The following is a 17,441-nucleotide window of genomic DNA, read 5'->3' as shown; positions in this document are numbered from 1 at the left end:
CCTCGACGGTGCCCGTGCCCCGCCCCTGTGCTCCTACTGACGCGTGCGGGGCCGCCTGGCTATGCCTGCCGCCACAAGAAATTTCCGCCCACCCCACCCACCCCCTCCCCTACGGTGACCCCATGAGCAGCCGCCCCCTACGGGTCTGGCTGAACCCCGCGCACGGCCCCGCGCTTCTCGGGCTCGGGTACGACCTGTGCTGGGCGACCACGTGGATGGAGACCGCGAACGAGTCGATCGGCCCGGTCATCGGTCTGCCCGAGCTGCCGTACGTCGACTTCGGTGACCGGCTGTTCGCCGAGCGGCCCGACGGGGTGCACTGGAAGACGGAGGCGATCGTGGCGTACGCCGAGGGGCGCCCCTTCGCCTGGGTGGACGACGAACAGGGCGCGCCCGACGGGGTGTTCGTGACCGCCCACCACCCCGGCCCGGCGCTGCTGCATCACGTGAATCCCCGACTCGGGCTGCGCGAGGGGGACTTCGCGGCGCTGGCGGAGTTCGCAGCGACCGCGGGGACCTGACCCCTTACACGGGTCGAGCGCCCTCCCGGTGACCGGCAAGGCGCTCGACTCACGTACGCGAAAAGCTAGTTGTGGCTGTGCAGGATCTCGTTCAGGCCGCCCCAGACCGCGTTGTTCGGGCGGGCCTCGACCGTGCCGGTGACCGAGTTGCGGCGGAAGAGGATGTTGGAGGCGCCGGAGAGTTCACGGGCCTTGACGATCTGGCCGTCGGGCATCGTGACGCGGGTGCCGGCGGTGACGTAGAGCCCGGCCTCGACGACGCACTCGTCGCCGAGCGCGATCCCGACGCCCGCCTCGGCGCCGACCAGGCAGCGCTCGCCGATGGTGATGCGGACGTTGCCGCCACCCGACAGCGTGCCCATCGTGGACGCGCCGCCGCCGATGTCCGAACCGTCGCCGACCACGACACCGGCGGAGATCCGGCCCTCGACCATCGACGTGCCGAGCGTGCCCGCGTTGAAGTTGACGAAGCCCTCGTGCATGACCGTGGTGCCCTCGGCGAGGTGCGCGCCGAGCCGGACCCGGTCGGCGTCGGCGATGCGGACGCCCTTCGGGGCCACGTAGTCCGTCATGCGCGGGAACTTGTCGACCGAGGTCACCTGGAGGTGCAGGCCCTCGGCGCGCGCGTTCAGCCGCACCTTCTCGACGTCGTCCACGGCGACCGGGCCGAGCGAGGTCCAGGCGACGTTGGCGAGGAAGCCGAACATGCCGTCCAGGCTCTGGCCGTGCGGCTTGACCAGGCGGTGCGAGAGGAGGTGCAGGCGGAGGTAGACGTCGTGCGCGTCGAGCGGCTTGTCGTCGAGGGAGGCGATGACCGTTCGGACCGCGATCACCTCGACGCCCCGGCGGGCGTCCGGGCCGAGCGCCTTCGCCGCACCGTCACCGAGCAGCTCCACGGCACGCTCGGCGGACAGCCGCTCCGTACCGGCGGGCCCGGGTTCGGCGGACAGTTCGGGCGCGGGGAACCAGGTGTCGAGTACGGTCCCGTCAGCGGCGACGGTGGCGAGCCCGGCGGCAACGGCGCCGGTGGTGCGGGATGCGGTCGTGTCGGTCATGAGGGAAACCTAACCTGGCGAAGGCGGCCGGGACCAACTCGCCCACGGGGCGTCTCAGGGAACGACACGGAAAGGGGCGGCGGGACCCTGGCATACCCGGCGGGATGGGCCGGGCGGGCTCCAGTACACCCCGGCGAACCGGGCGGGCTCCGGTATACCCCGGTGGGACGGGCCGGGCGAACCGCGGCATGCCCGCCGGACGGCCCAGGCAGACCCGCACATGCTCGACCAGACGGCTGAGCCGGACCCTGCACGCCCGACGGGACGACCGGGCGGGCCCCGACACGCCACAGGGGACAGCTCGGACGGACCCCGGCACACCCGGCGAGACGACCCGGGCGAACATCGACGCACACCGACGCGCCCCGAGGCGGGACAGCCTCGGCGGACCGCGCAACACCCGCCGGGACGGCCCGGACGGACGGCGACGACCGCAGTGCCCGGCACCCAGCGACCCCCGATCTGCGGACCCGGGTTACGGGCACCGGGCACCGGGCACCGGGCACCGGGCACCGGGCACCGGGCACCGGGCACCAACGTACCCACACGCGAGCCAGAGGCACCCGCCCCCGTCACTCCCCCACCGCCCCCGGAATCACCCGCCCCAGCACCTCCCGCGCATACGCCTCGTCGTACGCCGTGTCCGTCAGCAGGACCTGGAGGCAGATGCCGTCCATCAGCGCGACGAGTGCCCGCGCGGTGACCGGGTCCGTGCGTCGGGAGAGGCGTTCGGCGAGGTCGCGGGCCCACTCGTCGGCGACGGGGCGCAGGGCGGGGCGGCGGAGGGCGGCGAGGTACAACTCGTACTCCAGCTCCACGCCCGTGCGGTCGCCCGCGAGCCACTCCCCCATCCAGCCCGCCAACTCCTCGGCCAGGTGGGTGCGTTGGTCCTCCAGACCGCCGCGCGCGGCGATCACCTTGGCGAAGCCTTCGTTGGCCTGGCGCAGGGCCGCGACCATCAGCTCGTCGAGGGTCGCGAAGTGGTACGTCGTCGAGCCGAGCGGCACATCGGCCTCGGCGGCGACGGAACGGTGGCTGAGCCCGGCGAGGCCCTTCTCCCCGACCACCCGGATCGCCGCGTCGATGATCCGCTGCCGCCGCTCGGGGTCGTAACGCCGGGCCATCAGTGCGCCCCGCCCAGGTTGAGCAGCACGACCCCGACGATGATCAGCGCGATCCCGGCGGCCTTCGCCAGGGTCATCCCCTCGCCCAGGAACACCGTTCCGATGGCCACGATCGCGGCGGTGCCGAGGCCCGCCCAGATCGCGTAGGCCGTGCCCACCGACATGGTCTTCAGCGTCTGCGCGAGCAGCGCGAAGGAGAGCACGTAGCCGAGGACCGTGAGAACCGAGGGCCACAGCCGGCTGAAACCGTGGCTGAACTTCATGGCGGTGGTACCGCCCACCTCCGCGGCGATCGCCGTGAGGAGCATCAGGAAGGCCATGTGTACGAGTGTACATAACGGCGCTGACACAGGGCACGCATAAGCCAGTTGGACCCAGGGAGACGCTATGGAGGCACTGAGGAGCTGACGCGAAATCCCTTACGTCACAGAGTTCCGCTACGTCGCACACGCACCCGGGAAACTCGTAGAAACCGCTCACTGAAACGGCTGCTCGCGCTCCTCTCGAGCCACTACTGTTTCACCGTTCGCACACCTGTCACGCACCTGGCTTTCACGGTCACGGCCGTCGCCATGGGCGCCGCTGGAGGAACAGCGCATGCCAGACAGCACGTCCCGGCCCCCTTCCCCGCACCACGCCCCTTGGGAGAACGGCTGGCACCCCGACAGCACCCGGCCCCCCGGAACCCGCCGGCTCTGGCTGGCCGGAGCGCTCGCCCTCACCACGATCGTCGTGTGCGTGACGGCAATCGTCGTGACGGACAAGCATCCTGACGACGCGTCACGTACGAAGCGGGCGGACCCGACGTCACCGGACGGCGCGGGCGGCCCCGGCCTGCTCTCGTTCGCCTCGCCGTCGAAGAAGGGCACGCCGACACCGGACGAGCACGCACCGGCGTCGGCGACGGCATCCGGTCCCAGCGCGTCGACCGCCGCTTCGGAGCACGGCGCGACGCCTTCCGCGAAGACGCCCGCGCCGCCCAAGTCGACGTCCACGCGCGGGAGTTCAACGGGCTCGTCCGGCTCCTCCGGCTCGTCCTCCACCGCCCGGACGTCGGTCCGCTCGGTCAACTACCCGGACCGCTACTGGCAGGTGAGCGGCGACTTCGTGAAGCTCAACCCGGCCACCTCCGCCGCGGCCCGCGACACCGCCACCTTCACCCTGGTCAAGGGCCTTGCGAACAGCTCCTGTTACTCCTTCACCACGGCCGCCGGCACCTACCTCCGCCACCGCGACTTCATCCTCCGCGCGGAACGCGACGACGGCTCCCCCCTCTTCACACAGGACGCCACCTTCTGCCCCCGCACCTCGTCCTACTCCGGCGCGGTGATGCTGGAGTCGGTCAACTACCCCGGCCGCTACCTCCGCCACCAGAACTTCCAACTCAAGCTGGACCGCTACCAGAACAGCGCGCAGTACCGGTCGGACTCGGCGTTCCGGCTGGTGGACGGGCTCGACTAGCCGGGCACGTCACGGAAGGCGATCAGCGAGGCCTTGGGCCGCAGCACGCAGAACTCGTTGCCCTCGGGGTCGGCGAGCACCACCCAGCCCACGGCTCCGCCCTGGCCGATGTCGACCCGCCGCGCGCCCAGCGCGAGGATCCGCTCGACCTCGGTGTTCTGGTCGTCCGGCGCGAGGTCGAAGTGCAGCCGGTTCTTCACGGTCTTCGGCTCGCTCACCGGCATGAAGCAGATGCCGGTCCCCGCGAACTCCCCTGGTCCGATGACCACTTCGCGCGGTTTCTCGGACAGCACCCGCCAGTCCAGCACTCCGCACCAGAAACGGGCGAGCCCGGGAAGGTCGTACGCGTCGACCACGATGTGATGCAGAGAAACGGCCATACCCAAAGGTATGGCCGTTCCCGGTGAGCGTGAGTCGGTGGGCTCAGACGTTGAACCCCAGTGCCCGCAGCTGGTCGCGGCCGTCGTCCGTGATCTTGTCGGGGCCCCACGGCGGCATCCAGACCCAGTTGATGCGGAGCTCGTTGACGAGGCCGTCCGTGGCGGACTTGGCCTGGTCCTCGATGACGTCCGTCAGCGGGCAGGCCGCCGAGGTCAGGGTCATGTCGATGGTGGCGATGTTGGCGTCGTCGATGTGGACGCCGTAGATCAGTCCGAGGTTGACGACGTCGATGCCCAGTTCGGGGTCGACGACGTCGAGGAGGGCCTCGCGGACCTCCTCCTCGGAGGCGGGCTTGATCTCCATGGTCTCGGTGTCGCTCATGCCGTCTTCCTTTCCGCGTCGGCGTCGGCTCCGCCCAGGGCCTGGGCCGTCGCGTCCTTCCACGCCATCCAGCTGAGGAGGGCGCACTTCACCCGTGCCGGGTACTTGGAGACACCGGCGAACGCGATCGCGTCCTCCAGCACCTCCTCCATCGCGTCGTCGGGCTCGATCCTGCCCTTGGACTGCATCAGCTCCAGGAAGGTCTCCTGGATCTTCTGCGCCTCGGAGAGTTCCTTGCCGACGAGGAGGTCGTTCAGTACGGAGGCCGATGCCTGGCTGATCGAGCAGCCCTGGCCCTCGTAGGAGATGTCCGTGATCTGCTCGCCGTCGTACTTCACGCGCAGCGTGATCTCGTCGCCGCACGTCGGGTTGACGTGGTGCACCTCGGCGTCGCCATCCCGCAAGCCCCGGCCGTGCGGGTGCTTGTAGTGGTCCAGGATGACTTCCTGGTACATCGAATCAAGCTTCACGATTCCAGCCAGCCCCTCAGCCGAAGAAGTTCCGTACGTGCTCCAAGCCGTCGACCAGTGCGTCGATCTCGGCCGGCGTGGAGTACAGATAGAACGACGCTCGCGTGGTCGCAGGAATTCCGTAGCGCAGGCAGACCGGGCGGGCGCAGTGGTGGCCGACCCGGACCGCGATGCCTTCCTCGTCCAGCACCTGGCCCACGTCGTGCGGGTGGATGTCGCCCAGCGTGAAGGAGATCGCCGCGCCCCGGTCCTCGGCCGTGGTGGGGCCGATGATCTTCAGGTCGGGGACGTCCAGCAGGCGCTTCACCGCGTACTCCGTGAGCGCGTGCTCATGGGCGAGGATCTTGTCCATGCCGATCGAGGACAGGTAGTCGATCGCCGCGCCGAGGCCCACGGCCTGGGCGATCGGCGGGGTGCCCGCCTCGAACTTGTGCGGTGCGGGAGCGTACGTCGACGAGTGCATCGACACGGTCTCGATCATCTCGCCGCCGCCGAGGAACGGGGGCAGGTCCTCCAGGAGTTCCTGGCGGCCCCACAGCACGCCGATGCCCGTCGGGCCACACATCTTGTGGCCGGTGAAGGCCACGAAGTCGGCCTGGAGCGCCTGCACGTCCAGCGGCATGTGCGGCGCGGCCTGCGAGGCGTCGATCAGGACCAGGGCCCCGACCTCCTGTGCCCGGCGCACTATCTTCTCGACCGGGTTGACCGTGCCGAGGATGTTCGACACCAGCACGAAGGAGACGATCTTCGTCTTCTCGGTGATGATCTCGTCGATGTTCGACAGGTCGAGGCGGCCGTCGTCGGTGAGGCCGAACCACTTCAGCTTCGCGCCCGTGCGCTGCGAGAGCAGCTGCCACGGCACGATGTTGGAGTGGTGCTCCATCTCCGTGATGACGATCTCGGTCTCGTGGTCCACGCGGTAGGGCTCGTCGGCCCAACCCAGCATGTTGGCCACGAGGTTGAGCGACTCGGAGGCGTTCTTGGTGAAGATCACCTCGTCGCGGGAGGGCGCGTTGATGAACGTCGCGACCTTGTCCCGCGCGCCCTCGTACAGTGCCGTGGCCTCTTCGGCGAGCACATGCACACCGCGGTGGACGTTGGCGTTGTAGCGCTCGTAGTACTCGTTCAGGGCGTCCAGGACCTGGCGCGGCTTCTGCGAGGTCGCCGCGTTGTCCAGGTACACGAGCTTCCTGCCGTCGTGGACCGTACGGTCCAGGATGGGGAAGTCCTTGCGGAGCGCCTCGTCGAGTAGTTGAGATGAACTCGTGAGGAGGCCCGGCAGCTGCGTCACGCTACTTCCTCCTTTGGGTTCCCTCCGGTCACGGAGCCACCCTTCGTGTAGACCTCGTAGCCCTCGTTCTCCAGCTTGTCGGCGAGCTCGGCACCACCGGACTCGACGATCTTGCCGCCGGAGAAGACGTGCACGAAGTCGGGCTTGATGTAGCGCAGGATGCGCGTGTAGTGCGTGATCAGCAGGGTGCCGACCTCGCCGGTCTCGCGGACACGGTTGACGCCCTCGGAGACGACGCGCAGGGCGTCGACGTCCAGGCCGGAGTCGGTCTCGTCGAGGATCGCGATCTTCGGCTTGAGCAGCTCCAGCTGAAGGATCTCGTGGCGCTTCTTCTCGCCGCCGGAGAAGCCCTCGTTGACGTTGCGCTCGGCGAAGGCCGGGTCCATGGAGAGGCGCTCCATGGTCTCCTTGACCTCCTTCACCCAGGTCCGCAGCTTGGGGGCCTCGCCGCGGACGGCGGTGGCGGACGTACGGAGGAAGTTGGAGACGGAGACACCGGGGACCTCGACCGGGTACTGCATCGCGAGGAAGAGGCCGGCGCGGGCGCGCTCGTCGACGGACATCTCGAGGACGTCCTCGCCGTCGAGGGTGACGGTGCCGCCGGTGATCGTGTACTTGGGGTGACCCGCGAGCGAGTAGGCGAGCGTCGACTTGCCGGAGCCGTTCGGGCCCATGATGGCGTGGGTCTCGCCCTGCTTCACGGTGAGGTCGACGCCCTTGAGGATCTCCTTCGTGGCGTTGTCGGCCTCGACGGTGACGTGCAGGTCGTGGATTTCAAGCGTTGCCATGGGTTCCTCAGGACTCCTGGGTGAGGGAGGCGCGTACGTCAACGAGGACGCTGCCCCCTTCGATCTTTACGGGGTAAACGGGTACGGGGCGCGTGGCGGGGAGGCCGGACGGCTTGCCGGTGCGCAGGTCGAACGCGGAGCCGTGCAGCCAGCACTCGATCTGGCAGTCCTCCACCTCGCCCTCGGAGAGCGAGACGTTCGCGTGCGAGCAGATGTCGTTGATCGCGAACACCTCCCCCTCGGTCTTCACGACCGAGACCGGCGTGCCGTCGAGCTCCACCCGCTTCGGGGTGTCGTCCTCCAGCTCGCCGAGGTCACAGGCGCGTACGAAGGCCATCAGACCGACGCCTCCAGCTCCGCGTCGATCTTCTCGAGCAGCCGCTCCTCGATGTCGGTGACACCGATCTGCTGGACGAGTTCGGCGAAGAAACCGCGGACGACCAGACGGCGGGCGTCGTCGGCGGGGATGCCGCGCGCCATCAGGTAGAAGAGCTGCTCGTCGTCGAAGCGGCCGGTCGCGGAGGCGTGGCCGGCGCCGACGATCTCGCCGGTCTCGATCTCCAGGTTCGGCACGGAGTCGACCCGGGCGCCGTCGGTCAGCACCAGGTTGCGGTTCATCTCGTACGTGTCGGTGCCCTCGGCGGCGGCCTCGATGAGGACGTCGCCGATCCAGACCGCGTGGGCGCCCTCGCCCTGCAGCGCGCCCTTGTACATGACGTTGGACTTGCAGTGCGGGGTGTTGTGGTCGACCAGGAGGCGGTGCTCCTGGTGCTGGCCCGCGTCCGTGAAGTACAGGCCGAACAGCTCGGCGTCGCCGCCGGGGCCGGCGTAGGCCACGCGCGGGTGCAGTCGTACGACGTCGCCGCCGAAGGTGACGACGAACGACTTGAACGTGGCGTCCCGGCCGATCAGGGCGTTGTGCTGGCCGACGTGCACGGCCTTGTCGTCCCAGTCCTGGACGGAGACGACGGTGAGCTTGGCGCCGTCGCCGACGATGTAGTCGACGTTGGCGGCGAGGACCGCGTCACCGGTGTGGTCGATGACGACGACGGCCTCGGCGAAGGCTCCCAGCTCGATGACCTGGTGGCCGTAGGCGACGCCGCCCTCGCCGTGCACGACGATGCGGATCGGCTCGGTGAGGACCGTCTCCTTGGGGACGGTCACGACCGAGGCCTTCTCGAAGGACGAGTAGGCCTGCGCGGCCACGCGGTCCACCGGGGTGCCCGCCTTGCCGAGCCGCGCGTCGTCACGGCCGACGGTCTCCACGGTGACCCCTTCGGGGCTCCCGATGGCGACCTTCACGCCGTCGCCGGTGGCGACCGCGGTGCCGTCGTGCAGCCCGCGCAGGCGCTCCAGCGGGGTGAACCGCCACTCCTCCTCGCGGCCGTGGGGGACCGGGAAGTCCGCCACGTCGAAGGAGGGGGGTGCGCTCATGCGCGTGGCGACGGTCGACTCGGCGGCAACTGCCACCGCGCCGGCGGTGGTTGACCCCACCGGAATGCTCTGAGCCTCAGCCATGGCTGTCGGTCTGCTCTCTTTCCTGCGTCAGAATTCGCTGGCTACGTACGGAGGAACCGGTCTTAACCGACCGAGCCTTCCATCTGCAGCTCGATCAGCCGGTTGAGTTCGAGGGCGTACTCCATCGGCAGCTCCTTGGCGATCGGCTCGACGAAGCCGCGCACGATCATCGCCATCGCCTCGAACTCGGTCAGACCGCGGCTCATCAGGTAGAAGAGCTGGTCCTCGGAGACCTTGGAGACGGTCGCCTCGTGGCCCATGGAGACGTCGTCCTCGCGGACGTCGACGTACGGGTACGTGTCCGAGCGGGAGATGGTGTCGACGAGCAGCGCGTCGCACAGCACGTTCGACTTGGAGCCGTGGGCGCCCTCGCCGATCTCGACGAGACCGCGGTAGGACGTACGGCCGCCGCCGCGCGCCACCGACTTGGAGACGATGTTGGAGGACGTGTTCGGCGCCATGTGGACCATCTTGGAGCCGGCGTCCTGGTGCTGGCCCTCGCCCGCGAAGGCGATGGAGAGGGTCTCGCCCTTGGCGTGCTCGCCCATCAGGTAGACGGCCGGGTACTTCATCGTCACCTTGGAGCCGATGTTGCCGTCGATCCACTCCATGGTCGCGCCCTCGTACGCCACGGCGCGCTTGGTGACCAGGTTGTAGACGTTGTTCGACCAGTTCTGGATGGTCGTGTAACGGCAGCGGGCGTTCTTCTTGACGATGATCTCGACGACCGCGGAGTGCAGCGAGTCCGACTTGTAGATCGGCGCCGTACAACCCTCGACGTAGTGCACGTAGGCACCCTCGTCGACGATGATCAGGGTCCGCTCGAACTGGCCCATGTTCTCCGTGTTGATGCGGAAGTAGGCCTGGAGCGGGATCTCGACGTGCACGCCCTTCGGCACGTAGATGAAGGAACCGCCGGACCACACGGCCGTGTTGAGCGACGCGAACTTGTTGTCGCCGACCGGGATGACGGTGCCGAAGTACTCCTTGAAGAGCTCCGGGTGCTCCTTCAGCGCGGTGTCGGTGTCGAGGAAGATGACGCCCTGCTCCTCCAGGTCCTCGCGGATCTGGTGGTAGACGACCTCGGACTCGTACTGCGCGGCGACACCGGCGACGAGGCGCTGCTTCTCCGCCTCGGGGATGCCGAGCTTGTCGTACGTGTTCTTGATGTCCTCGGGCAGGTCCTCCCAGGACTCCGCCTGCTTCTCCGTGGAGCGCACGAAGTACTTGATGTTGTCGAAGTCGATGCCGGAGAGGTCGGAGCCCCAGTTCGGCATGGGCTTCTTCTCGAACAGGCGCAGGCCCTTGAGACGGAGCTTGGTCATCCACTCCGGCTCGCTCTTCTTGCCGGAGATGTCCCGGACGACGTCCTCGTTGATGCCGCGCTTCGCGGAGGCACCGGCCACGTCGGAGTCGGCCCAGCCGTATTCGTAGGTGCCCAGACCCTCGAGCTCGGGGTGGGCGGTCTCCTCGATGGGGAGCGTCATGCGGGGTTCCTCCCGGCGTTACTTACAGATGTGTTAGCTGCGTTCTTGGAAATCTTCGGGATAAACGTGGTGCACACGCCGTCGCCGTGGGCGATGGTGGCCAGTCGCTGGACATGGGTGCCGAGCAGCTGGGAGAAGAGCTCTGTCTCCGCCTCGCACAGTTGCGGGAACTGCTCGGCGACATGGGCGACCGGGCAGTGGTGCTGGCAGAGCTGCTCACCGACCGGTGCGCTACGCGCCGTAGCAGCGTACCCGTCCGCGCTCAGGGCCTTGGCCAGCGCTTCCGCGCGGTTCTCCGGGGCCACGGCCTCGACGGCCTTGCGGTAGGCGATGGCCTGGGCGGCCATGCGGTCGCGGGCGAAGGCGACGATCGCCTCGTCCCCGCCGCCGTGCGCAGCGATCCAGCGCAGGGCGTCCGCGGCGAGCTTGTCGTAGGACTGGTCGAAGGCGTCCCGGCCGCAGTCGGTCAGGGCGAACACCTTGGCGGGGCGGCCGCGCGTGCGCGCGCCGTAGACCCGCTGCTCACGTGCTTCCACGACGTCGTCGACGACGAGTGCGTCGAGATGACGGCGTACGGCGGCCTGGGTCAGCCCCAGCCGGCCGGCGAGGTCGGCCACGGTCGACGGGCCGTGGTCCAGGATGGAGCGCGCGACGCGGTTGCGGGTGGACCGCTCACCGGTCGCGAGTTCCTCCTGCGGAGCCTCGCCAACGTTTTTCACAACGCCATTGTTGCGTAATTCCTCAGAGGCAGGCAACCCGCGCCCACCGGATGGACGGTGCACTGCATCACTTAGGCATACCTAATCTGACCTGCGAAAACGATCTTTGATCGATCAATTCACTGGCCCCCGCGACCCCCTTACGGGAGACTCCTCCACCATGCCCGTACCCCCTCCCACCGGCCCACTTGTCACCCGGGGCACAGTCGCCGCACAGCTGCGCGCCCTCGGCGTCCGCCCCGGCGAGACCCTCCTCGCGCACACGTCCCTCAGCTCCCTCGGATGGGTCTGCGGAGGCGCCGTGTCGCTCGTCCAGGGAGTGCTCGACGCCCTCGGCCCGGACGGCACCCTGGTCGTCCCCACCCAGACCGGCGACCTCTCGGACCCGGCCCACTGGGCGAACCCGCCGGTCCCCCAGGAGTGGTGGGGCACCATCCGCACGTCCATGCCGCCCTACGACCCCCTCGTCACGCCCTCGCGCGGCGTCGGCGTGGTCCCGGAGACCGTGCGCACCTGGCCCGGCGCCGAGCGCTCCGCGCACCCGCAGACGTCCTTCGCGGCGGTCGGTGCCCGCGCGGCCGAGGTCGTCGCCGGGCACGCGACCGACTGCCGGCTCGGCGAGCGCAGCCCGCTGGCCCGCCTGGAGGCCCTCCACGCGCGCGTGCTGCTGCTCGGCGCGGGCTACGGCACCTGCACGAGCTTCCACCTCGCCGAGTACCGCATACCCTCGCCGCTGGTCCGGGTCGGCCGCCCCGGACCGGACGGCTGGGAGACGGTCACCGAGGTGTCGATCTCCTCCGACCGCTTCGACGAACTGGGCCACGACTTCGAACGGGACCGCCCCGCCGGCGATCCCGTGCTCCGCGGCACGGTGGGCGCGGCCGACGCCCGTCTGTTCCCGGTGGCGGACGCCGTGGCCTACGCCGAACGGTGGCTGGCGGTGCACCGTTCCCGTGAGGAGGAGATCCCGGCACCCGCCCGCCTGCGGCGCGGGCCGCGTACCTAGACTCGGGCCCATGCGAAGTGAGCCCGTGCTCCAGGTCCAGGCCCTGGTGAAGCGGTACGGCACGAAGACCGCGGTGAACGGCCTCGACCTGGTGGCCGGTTCGGGAGTCACCGCGGTGCTCGGCCCCAACGGGGCGGGCAAGACGACCACGGTCGAGACCTGCGAGGGGTACCGGAAGCCGGACGCCGGCACGGTGCGCGTCCTGGGCCTCGACCCGGTCCGTGAATCCGCCGCACTGCGCCCCAGAATCGGCGTGATGCTCCAGTCCGGTGGTGTCTACTCGGGCGCCCGGGCCGACGAGATGCTCCGCCACATCGCCAAGCTGCACGCGCACCCGCTGGACGTGGACGCGCTCATCGAGCGCCTGGGCCTGGGCGGCTGCGGCCGTACGACCTACCGCCGGCTGTCCGGCGGCCAGCAGCAGCGCCTCGCGCTCGCGATGGCCGTCGTGGGCCGCCCCGAGCTGGTCTTCCTGGACGAGCCGACCGCCGGCCTCGACCCGCAGGCCCGCCGCGCGACCTGGGATCTCGTCAGGGACCTCCGTACGGACGGCGTCTCGGTCGTCCTCACGACCCACCACATGGACGAGGCCGAGCAGCTCGCCGACGACGTCGCGATCATCGACGCCGGCAAGGTCATCGCGCAGGGCTCCCCCGAGGAGCTGTGCCGCGGCGGCGCCGAGAACACGCTCCGCTTCTCCGGGCGCCCTGGCCTCGACGTCGGCTCCCTGCTGAAGGCTCTTCCGGCCGACTCCACGGCCGCCGAACTGACCCCGGGCTCCTACCGCGTCGGCGGCAAGGTGGACCCGCAACTGCTCGCCACGGTCACCTCCTGGTGCGCGCAGCACGGGGTGATGCCGGAGAAGATCTCGGTCGAACGGCACACCCTGGAGGACGTTTTCCTGGAGCTGACCGGCAAGGAGCTGCGCTCATGACCACGGCGACCTACGCGCCCGCACCGGGAGCGGCCCCGCTCCCCCGCATGATCGCGGCACAGGCGGTCCTCGAGACGAAGATGCTCCTCCGGAACGGCGAGCAGCTCCTCCTCACGGTGGTCATCCCGACCCTCCTCCTGGTCCTGTTCAGCTCGGTGGACATCGTCGACACCGGCAAGGGCAAGTCCGTCGACTTCCTCACCCCGGGCATCCTGGCCCTCGCCGTGATGTCGACGGCCTTCACCGGCCAGGCCATCGCGACGGGCTTCGAGCGCCGCTACGGCGTCCTGAAGCGCCTCGCGTCCTCGCCGCTGCCCCGGTGGGGTCTGATGACCGCGAAGACGGTCTCGGTGCTGGTCACGGAGATCCTCCAGATCATCCTGCTGACGGCGATCGCCTTCGCGCTGGGCTGGTCCCCGCACGGCAACCCCTTCGCGGTGTTCCTGCTCCTGGTCCTCGGCACGGCGGCCTTCTCCGGCCTCGGTCTGCTGATGGCGGGCACCCTGAAGGCGGAGGCCACGCTCGCCGCCGCGAACCTGGTGTTCCTGCTGCTCCTGGTCGGCGGCGGGGTCATCGTCCCGATGGACAAGTACCCGCAGGGAGTGCAGGACGTGCTGGGCCTGCTGCCCATCTCGGCGCTGTCCGACGGCCTGCGGGACGTGCTCCAGCACGGGGCCGGGATGCCCTGGGGCGACCTCGGCATCCTGGGCGTGTGGGCGGTCGTCGGGCTGGCGGCGGCCGGGAAGTTCTTCCGCTGGGAGTAGCCCGGTCCGGGGTCCCTCACGAAAGCCCCGGGGGACCCTCGTGAACGCGTGCACAAGCACCCCCCTACGATGGTCCCCGTGCCAAACGTGACCCGTGCCGACGTCGTAGCCGCCGCGCGCAACCCCCTCGCCTTCATCGCCGCACGCTGGACCCCGGATCCCCGGACGGTGCAGCGGGCGGCCCTCGCCGCGCTCGTCATGTCGGTGGTCATCGTGGTCACCGGCGGTGCCGTGCGGCTGACGGGATCGGGGCTCGGCTGCCCAACCTGGCCCAAGTGCACGGACGACTCGCTGACCACGACCAGCGCGATGGGCTTCCACGGAGCCATCGAGTTCGGCAACCGCATGCTGACGTACGTCCTGTGCGCCGCCGTCGGCTGGGCGATCATCGCGGCACGCTCGCGGAAGCCGTGGCGGCGCGGGCTGACCCGGCTGGGCTGGGCGCAGTTCTGGATCGTGATGAGCAACGCGGTCCTCGGCGGCATCGTGGTGCTCGTCGGCCTCAACCCCTACACGGTCGCGGCGCACTTCCTGCTCTCCTCGGCGCTGATCGCGGTCGCCACGCTGATGTGGCAGCGCAGCCGGGAGGGCGACGCGGAGCCCAAGCCGCTGGTCGGCAAGGCCGTGCAGCAACTGGTGTGGTTCCTGGTCACCGCCTCCGTGCTGCTGATCGCGGTCGGCACGATCGTCACCGGCGCGGGCCCGCACGCGGGTGACTCCAAGGAGGTCGACCGCATCCCGATCGACTGGGAGACGGTCGCCAAGCTGCACGCGGTGCTCGCCTGGATCGTGGTCACGCTGACGTTCGCCCTGTGGTTCGTCCTCAAGGCGGTCGACGCCCCCAAGGGCCCCCTGGACCGCACCCGCGACCTGTTCCTGATCCTGCTCTCCCAGGGCGTCATCGGGTACGTCCAGTACTTCACGAACCTCCCCGAGGCCCTGGTCGCCCTCCACATGCTGGGCTCGTGCCTGGTGTGGATCGGCGTGCTGCGGGTGCTGCTGTCGCTCCGCGAGCGGCCGGAGGTCGTCGCCGACCTGCCCGGCCCGTCGGTGGAACAGTCGCTCCCCACGCGCGCGTGAGGCGTCACCCGCGCTGAACGGCTCACCCGTAGCGGGTCACCATGTCGTCGATGGCCGGGCCCAGAAAGGCCCGGGTCAGTTCCGCCCTGCGGCGGAGCCAATCGCCCTCCACGGAGGCGGCGGACGGGACCGTATCGTCGTAACGCCTCCGTACGACGTCCGCCACGACCTCCACCGGGGCGCCCAGCGCGGGCAGCAGGTCGAGGGCCTCGCGCTTGGTGATCAGACGGCCGTCCCTGCGGGTGACGGTCGCGCGGGCGAAGGTGGTCAGGCCCACGTCGACCCAGCCGTTCTCGAGCCAGAGCTGCGGCTTGTCCACGGCCGGCCGCCAGAAGTCCCGCTGGTCCCGTACGACGAACTCGGCCAGCTCCTGGTCCGTCACCTCGGGGAGCAGGTCCTTCGGTGATCCGCCGTGCAACACCCGCCCGAACTGGTGCAGTTCACGCCGGGTGACGGGGGTGACGGGCCGGCGGATGACATGGTCGTGGGCCCAGGTGAGGTGGCTCTGGTTCGGGGCGTCCTGCGTGCCCGGCGCGAGGTAGCTGCAGTGCAGCCGCACCGCGAGGGGGTCGGTGCGCAGGCCCCGGTGCAGGGCGACGAGCCGGCGGGCGGTGCTCGGCTTGAGGGGGTGGTCCAGGATCGCTATCAGGTCCAGGTCGCTGCGGCCCTCCTGATAGTCGCCCCCGGCGAGCGAACCGTGGGCCCACACGGCGAGGGGGTCCAGCGGGGCCAGTTCGTTCAGGAAGCGGTCGAGCAAGGCGTCGGTCGGCATTGGCCCAGTCTGTACAGCTCACTCCAGCCCGTACACCCTCTTCGCGTTGCCGACCGCGATCAGTCCCGCGACCCGCTGCGCGTCGGCCGGTGACCAGGCCCCGTCGGCGACCCAGGTGCCGAGCACCCGCCCGAGCGCGTCGCGGAACAACCGGGCCCCCACGACGTGCAGTTCGGGCAGGCCGTGGGCCCCGCTGGAGAAGAGGATCTTGCCGAAGGGGGCCAGCTCCAGGATCTCGGCGAGCACGGTCGCGGCGCGGGCGCCGGTGCGGACGAGCGCGGCGCCCGAGTCGGCGTAGACGTGCGGGAAGACGCCGGCGAGGTGGGCCGCGTGGCGGTGGTACGGGTAGCTGTGCAGCAGGATCAGGTCGGTGCCGAGGCCGGCCGTCGCGCGGACGAAGTCGGTGAGCAGGACGGGGTCGGTGCGGTCGATGCGCAGGCCCGGTTCGCCCAGTCCCGCGTGCAGTTGGAGCGGCAGCCCGGACGCGACGGCGATCCACAGCAGGTGCCGTAGCAGCACGGGGTCGCTGAGCGTCCCGCCGACCCGGCGCCCGGCCAGCCAGCGGGCCGCCGCGCCGCGCACCTCGCCGGGGCCCGGCGGTTCGGGGGCGAGCGCGAGGCCGTGCCGTACGCCCGCCACCGAGGTGAAGGCGACAGCGCTCGCGGCGGCGCCGTGCACCGACTCGGCGAGGTTGGCGAGGAAGGACTCGACGGTGCCGGAGGTGTCGGCGACCTGTTCCGCGAGGAGTTCGAGGCGGACGATCTCCCGCGCGTCCGCCTGCCCCGCCGTCGCCATCTCCGCGGGGCCGGTGAGGTCGCCGGGCAGGCCCGTGTCGATCAGGTACGTCGTGATGCCGCTGCCGCGCAGCAGCCTGCGGCCCGCTTCCAGTACGCCCAGTTCACGACGGCGGGCGAGATAGCGGGCGGGCGGGCAGTGCGGCTCCAGGCCGAGGAGGGGTGGGCACCAGCGTCGTACGGCGAAGCCCGTCTGGGTGTCGAAGAGGGTGGTGCCGGGGGCGGGTGGGCCCTCCGTGCGGGCGAGTTGGGCCTCGAAGGTGCCGAGGCCCAACTCCGTTCTCAGTACGCCGTGGCAGTACTGGTCCACGAGGGACGGCGTTTCGATCATCCGGGCTTCCCGTTGCTGGACCTTGTGTTCCTGAGGTCCTAACGGGTGAATCGGGTGTGAGGTGTTGCTTGTACACACCCCGTGTGACGGGGGCGCCATGGGGAGGGGGTTCGGGTTCGTCAGCGATCGACGGTTGGGGGTGGCTGGTCGCGGCCACGCGGCGGAGCCGCACATCGACACAGCCCCGCGCCCCCTTGGGGCGCTGCTCCCCGGCCCTGTTCAGCCGTTGCTGGGGCCGCCCACCTGGATGCCTGCCATGCGGGTCCACTCGTAGGGGCCCGTCTTCACCTTGGCCGCGAACTCGCCGTCGAAGGTCTCGTGGGTGGTGATCCCGGACTTCTCGACGGCCTGCTGGGCGATCTCGTAGGAGGTGGCCACCAGGTCGCCCCAGGCGCCGTCCTCGCCGACGAGGACGATGCGGGCGCCGCGTTCACCGATGTAGGCGACCTGGCCCTCGGCGCCGCCGTGTGCCGTGGAGAAGGTGCCGATCTGCTTGGCGAGGCGGGCCACCTGGCGCTCGGCCTTCGCGTCAACCTGCTGCGTGTCTGCCATGGCCAGGATGCT

General features: G+C 70.1%; 21 protein-coding genes. 6 read left to right on the top strand and 15 right to left on the bottom strand.

The window, feature by feature from the left end; translation table 11 throughout:
* Window positions 1-80 precede the first annotated feature (80 nt).
* Complete coding sequence (locus tag OHT77_RS33655) at window positions 81-521, top strand: hypothetical protein (protein ID WP_443048223.1); 441 nt, start codon at window positions 81-83, stop codon at window positions 519-521.
* Between the two features lie 65 nt (window positions 522-586).
* Here OHT77_RS33655 and dapD read toward each other — a convergent pair whose 3' ends face one another.
* From dapD to OHT77_RS33640, 3 genes are all read right to left on the bottom strand, one after another.
* Entirely contained in the window at window positions 587-1,576 is a 990-nt protein-coding gene (gene dapD / locus OHT77_RS33650) for a 2,3,4,5-tetrahydropyridine-2,6-dicarboxylate N-succinyltransferase (protein ID WP_328832188.1), read from the bottom strand.
* 572 nt (window positions 1,577-2,148) lie between these two features.
* Window positions 2,149-2,700 carry a TetR/AcrR family transcriptional regulator gene (locus OHT77_RS33645; protein ID WP_328832187.1) on the bottom strand — a complete coding sequence of 184 codons (552 nt, stop codon included), beginning with the start codon at window positions 2,698-2,700 and terminating at the stop codon, window positions 2,149-2,151.
* Window positions 2,700-3,020 carry a DMT family transporter gene (locus OHT77_RS33640; protein ID WP_328832186.1) on the bottom strand — a complete coding sequence of 107 codons (321 nt, stop codon included), beginning with the start codon at window positions 3,018-3,020 and terminating at the stop codon, window positions 2,700-2,702. Before OHT77_RS33640 ends, OHT77_RS33645 begins: the two co-directional genes overlap by 1 nt.
* A gap of 277 nt (window positions 3,021-3,297) precedes the next feature.
* Between OHT77_RS33640 and OHT77_RS33635 the strand changes: the two genes are divergently transcribed.
* The gene (locus tag OHT77_RS33635) at window positions 3,298-4,161 is read left to right on the top strand and encodes an AbfB domain-containing protein (RefSeq protein ID WP_328832185.1); all 864 of its coding nucleotides are present in this window, start codon (window positions 3,298-3,300) and stop codon (window positions 4,159-4,161) included.
* Here OHT77_RS33635 and OHT77_RS33630 read toward each other — a convergent pair.
* The 9 genes from OHT77_RS33630 to OHT77_RS33590 form a co-directional block, all read right to left on the bottom strand.
* Window positions 4,158-4,541, bottom strand: a complete 384-nt coding sequence (locus OHT77_RS33630; protein WP_328832184.1) for a VOC family protein — start codon at window positions 4,539-4,541, stop codon at window positions 4,158-4,160. The genes OHT77_RS33635 and OHT77_RS33630 overlap by 4 nt on opposite strands.
* A gap of 43 nt (window positions 4,542-4,584) precedes the next feature.
* Window positions 4,585-4,923 (bottom strand): metal-sulfur cluster assembly factor, encoded by a 339-nt coding sequence (locus OHT77_RS33625; RefSeq protein ID WP_019060535.1) that lies wholly within the window; start codon window positions 4,921-4,923, stop codon window positions 4,585-4,587.
* Window positions 4,920-5,393: a Fe-S cluster assembly sulfur transfer protein SufU gene (gene sufU / locus OHT77_RS33620; protein ID WP_328832183.1), complete on the bottom strand. Its 474-nt coding sequence runs from the start codon at window positions 5,391-5,393 to the stop codon at window positions 4,920-4,922. Before sufU ends, OHT77_RS33625 begins: the two co-directional genes overlap by 4 nt.
* Window positions 5,394-5,409: 16 nt before the next feature.
* Window positions 5,410-6,684, bottom strand: coding sequence for a cysteine desulfurase (locus tag OHT77_RS33615; RefSeq protein WP_328832182.1), 1,275 nt, complete (start codon window positions 6,682-6,684; stop codon window positions 5,410-5,412).
* Window positions 6,681-7,472, bottom strand: a complete 792-nt coding sequence (gene sufC / locus OHT77_RS33610; RefSeq protein WP_328832181.1) for a Fe-S cluster assembly ATPase SufC — start codon at window positions 7,470-7,472, stop codon at window positions 6,681-6,683. The genes OHT77_RS33615 and sufC overlap by 4 nt, the downstream gene beginning before the upstream one ends.
* A gap of 7 nt (window positions 7,473-7,479) precedes the next feature.
* Window positions 7,480-7,809, bottom strand: a complete 330-nt coding sequence (locus OHT77_RS33605; protein WP_266767496.1) for a non-heme iron oxygenase ferredoxin subunit — start codon at window positions 7,807-7,809, stop codon at window positions 7,480-7,482.
* The gene (gene sufD, locus OHT77_RS33600) at window positions 7,809-8,990 is read right to left on the bottom strand and encodes a Fe-S cluster assembly protein SufD (protein ID WP_328832180.1); all 1,182 of its coding nucleotides are present in this window, start codon (window positions 8,988-8,990) and stop codon (window positions 7,809-7,811) included. Before sufD ends, OHT77_RS33605 begins: the two co-directional genes overlap by 1 nt.
* A gap of 62 nt (window positions 8,991-9,052) precedes the next feature.
* On the bottom strand, window positions 9,053-10,477 hold the full coding sequence (gene sufB / locus OHT77_RS33595) for a Fe-S cluster assembly protein SufB (protein WP_328832179.1): 1,425 nt from the start codon (window positions 10,475-10,477) through the stop codon (window positions 9,053-9,055).
* Window positions 10,474-11,196 carry a helix-turn-helix transcriptional regulator gene (locus OHT77_RS33590; protein ID WP_328832178.1) on the bottom strand — a complete coding sequence of 241 codons (723 nt, stop codon included), beginning with the start codon at window positions 11,194-11,196 and terminating at the stop codon, window positions 10,474-10,476. The genes sufB and OHT77_RS33590 overlap by 4 nt, the downstream gene beginning before the upstream one ends.
* 160 nt (window positions 11,197-11,356) lie before the next feature.
* Here OHT77_RS33590 and OHT77_RS33585 point away from each other — a divergent pair, with 160 nt between their 5' ends.
* From OHT77_RS33585 to OHT77_RS33570, 4 genes are all read left to right on the top strand, one after another.
* On the top strand, window positions 11,357-12,202 hold the full coding sequence (locus tag OHT77_RS33585) for an aminoglycoside N(3)-acetyltransferase (protein WP_328832177.1): 846 nt from the start codon (window positions 11,357-11,359) through the stop codon (window positions 12,200-12,202).
* 10 nt (window positions 12,203-12,212) lie between these two features.
* Window positions 12,213-13,136, top strand: coding sequence for an ABC transporter ATP-binding protein (locus OHT77_RS33580; RefSeq protein ID WP_328832176.1), 924 nt, complete (start codon window positions 12,213-12,215; stop codon window positions 13,134-13,136).
* Window positions 13,133-13,900, top strand: a complete 768-nt coding sequence (locus tag OHT77_RS33575; RefSeq protein WP_328832175.1) for an ABC transporter permease — start codon at window positions 13,133-13,135, stop codon at window positions 13,898-13,900. The genes OHT77_RS33580 and OHT77_RS33575 overlap by 4 nt, the downstream gene beginning before the upstream one ends.
* A gap of 69 nt (window positions 13,901-13,969) precedes the next feature.
* Window positions 13,970-14,980 carry a COX15/CtaA family protein gene (locus tag OHT77_RS33570; protein WP_328832174.1) on the top strand — a complete coding sequence of 337 codons (1,011 nt, stop codon included), beginning with the start codon at window positions 13,970-13,972 and terminating at the stop codon, window positions 14,978-14,980.
* A 22-nt stretch (window positions 14,981-15,002) separates the two neighbouring features.
* On the opposite strand, the gene OHT77_RS33565 is transcribed toward OHT77_RS33570, so the two are convergent.
* From OHT77_RS33565 to OHT77_RS33555, 3 genes are all read right to left on the bottom strand, one after another.
* Window positions 15,003-15,752, bottom strand: coding sequence for a nucleotidyltransferase domain-containing protein (locus OHT77_RS33565; protein ID WP_328832173.1), 750 nt, complete (start codon window positions 15,750-15,752; stop codon window positions 15,003-15,005).
* A gap of 18 nt (window positions 15,753-15,770) precedes the next feature.
* Window positions 15,771-16,877: an amidohydrolase family protein gene (locus OHT77_RS33560; RefSeq protein ID WP_328832172.1), complete on the bottom strand. Its 1,107-nt coding sequence runs from the start codon at window positions 16,875-16,877 to the stop codon at window positions 15,771-15,773.
* 219 nt (window positions 16,878-17,096) lie between these two features.
* On the bottom strand, window positions 17,097-17,429 hold the full coding sequence (locus OHT77_RS33555) for a hypothetical protein (RefSeq protein WP_328832171.1): 333 nt from the start codon (window positions 17,427-17,429) through the stop codon (window positions 17,097-17,099).
* Between the last annotated feature and the right edge of the window lie 12 nt (window positions 17,430-17,441).

It is taken from the genome of Streptomyces sp. NBC_00252, from assembly GCF_036187565.1.
In the GTDB taxonomy this organism is placed as follows: domain Bacteria; phylum Actinomycetota; class Actinomycetes; order Streptomycetales; family Streptomycetaceae; genus Streptomyces.
This window is presented reverse-complemented; position numbering and strand designations above follow the sequence as displayed.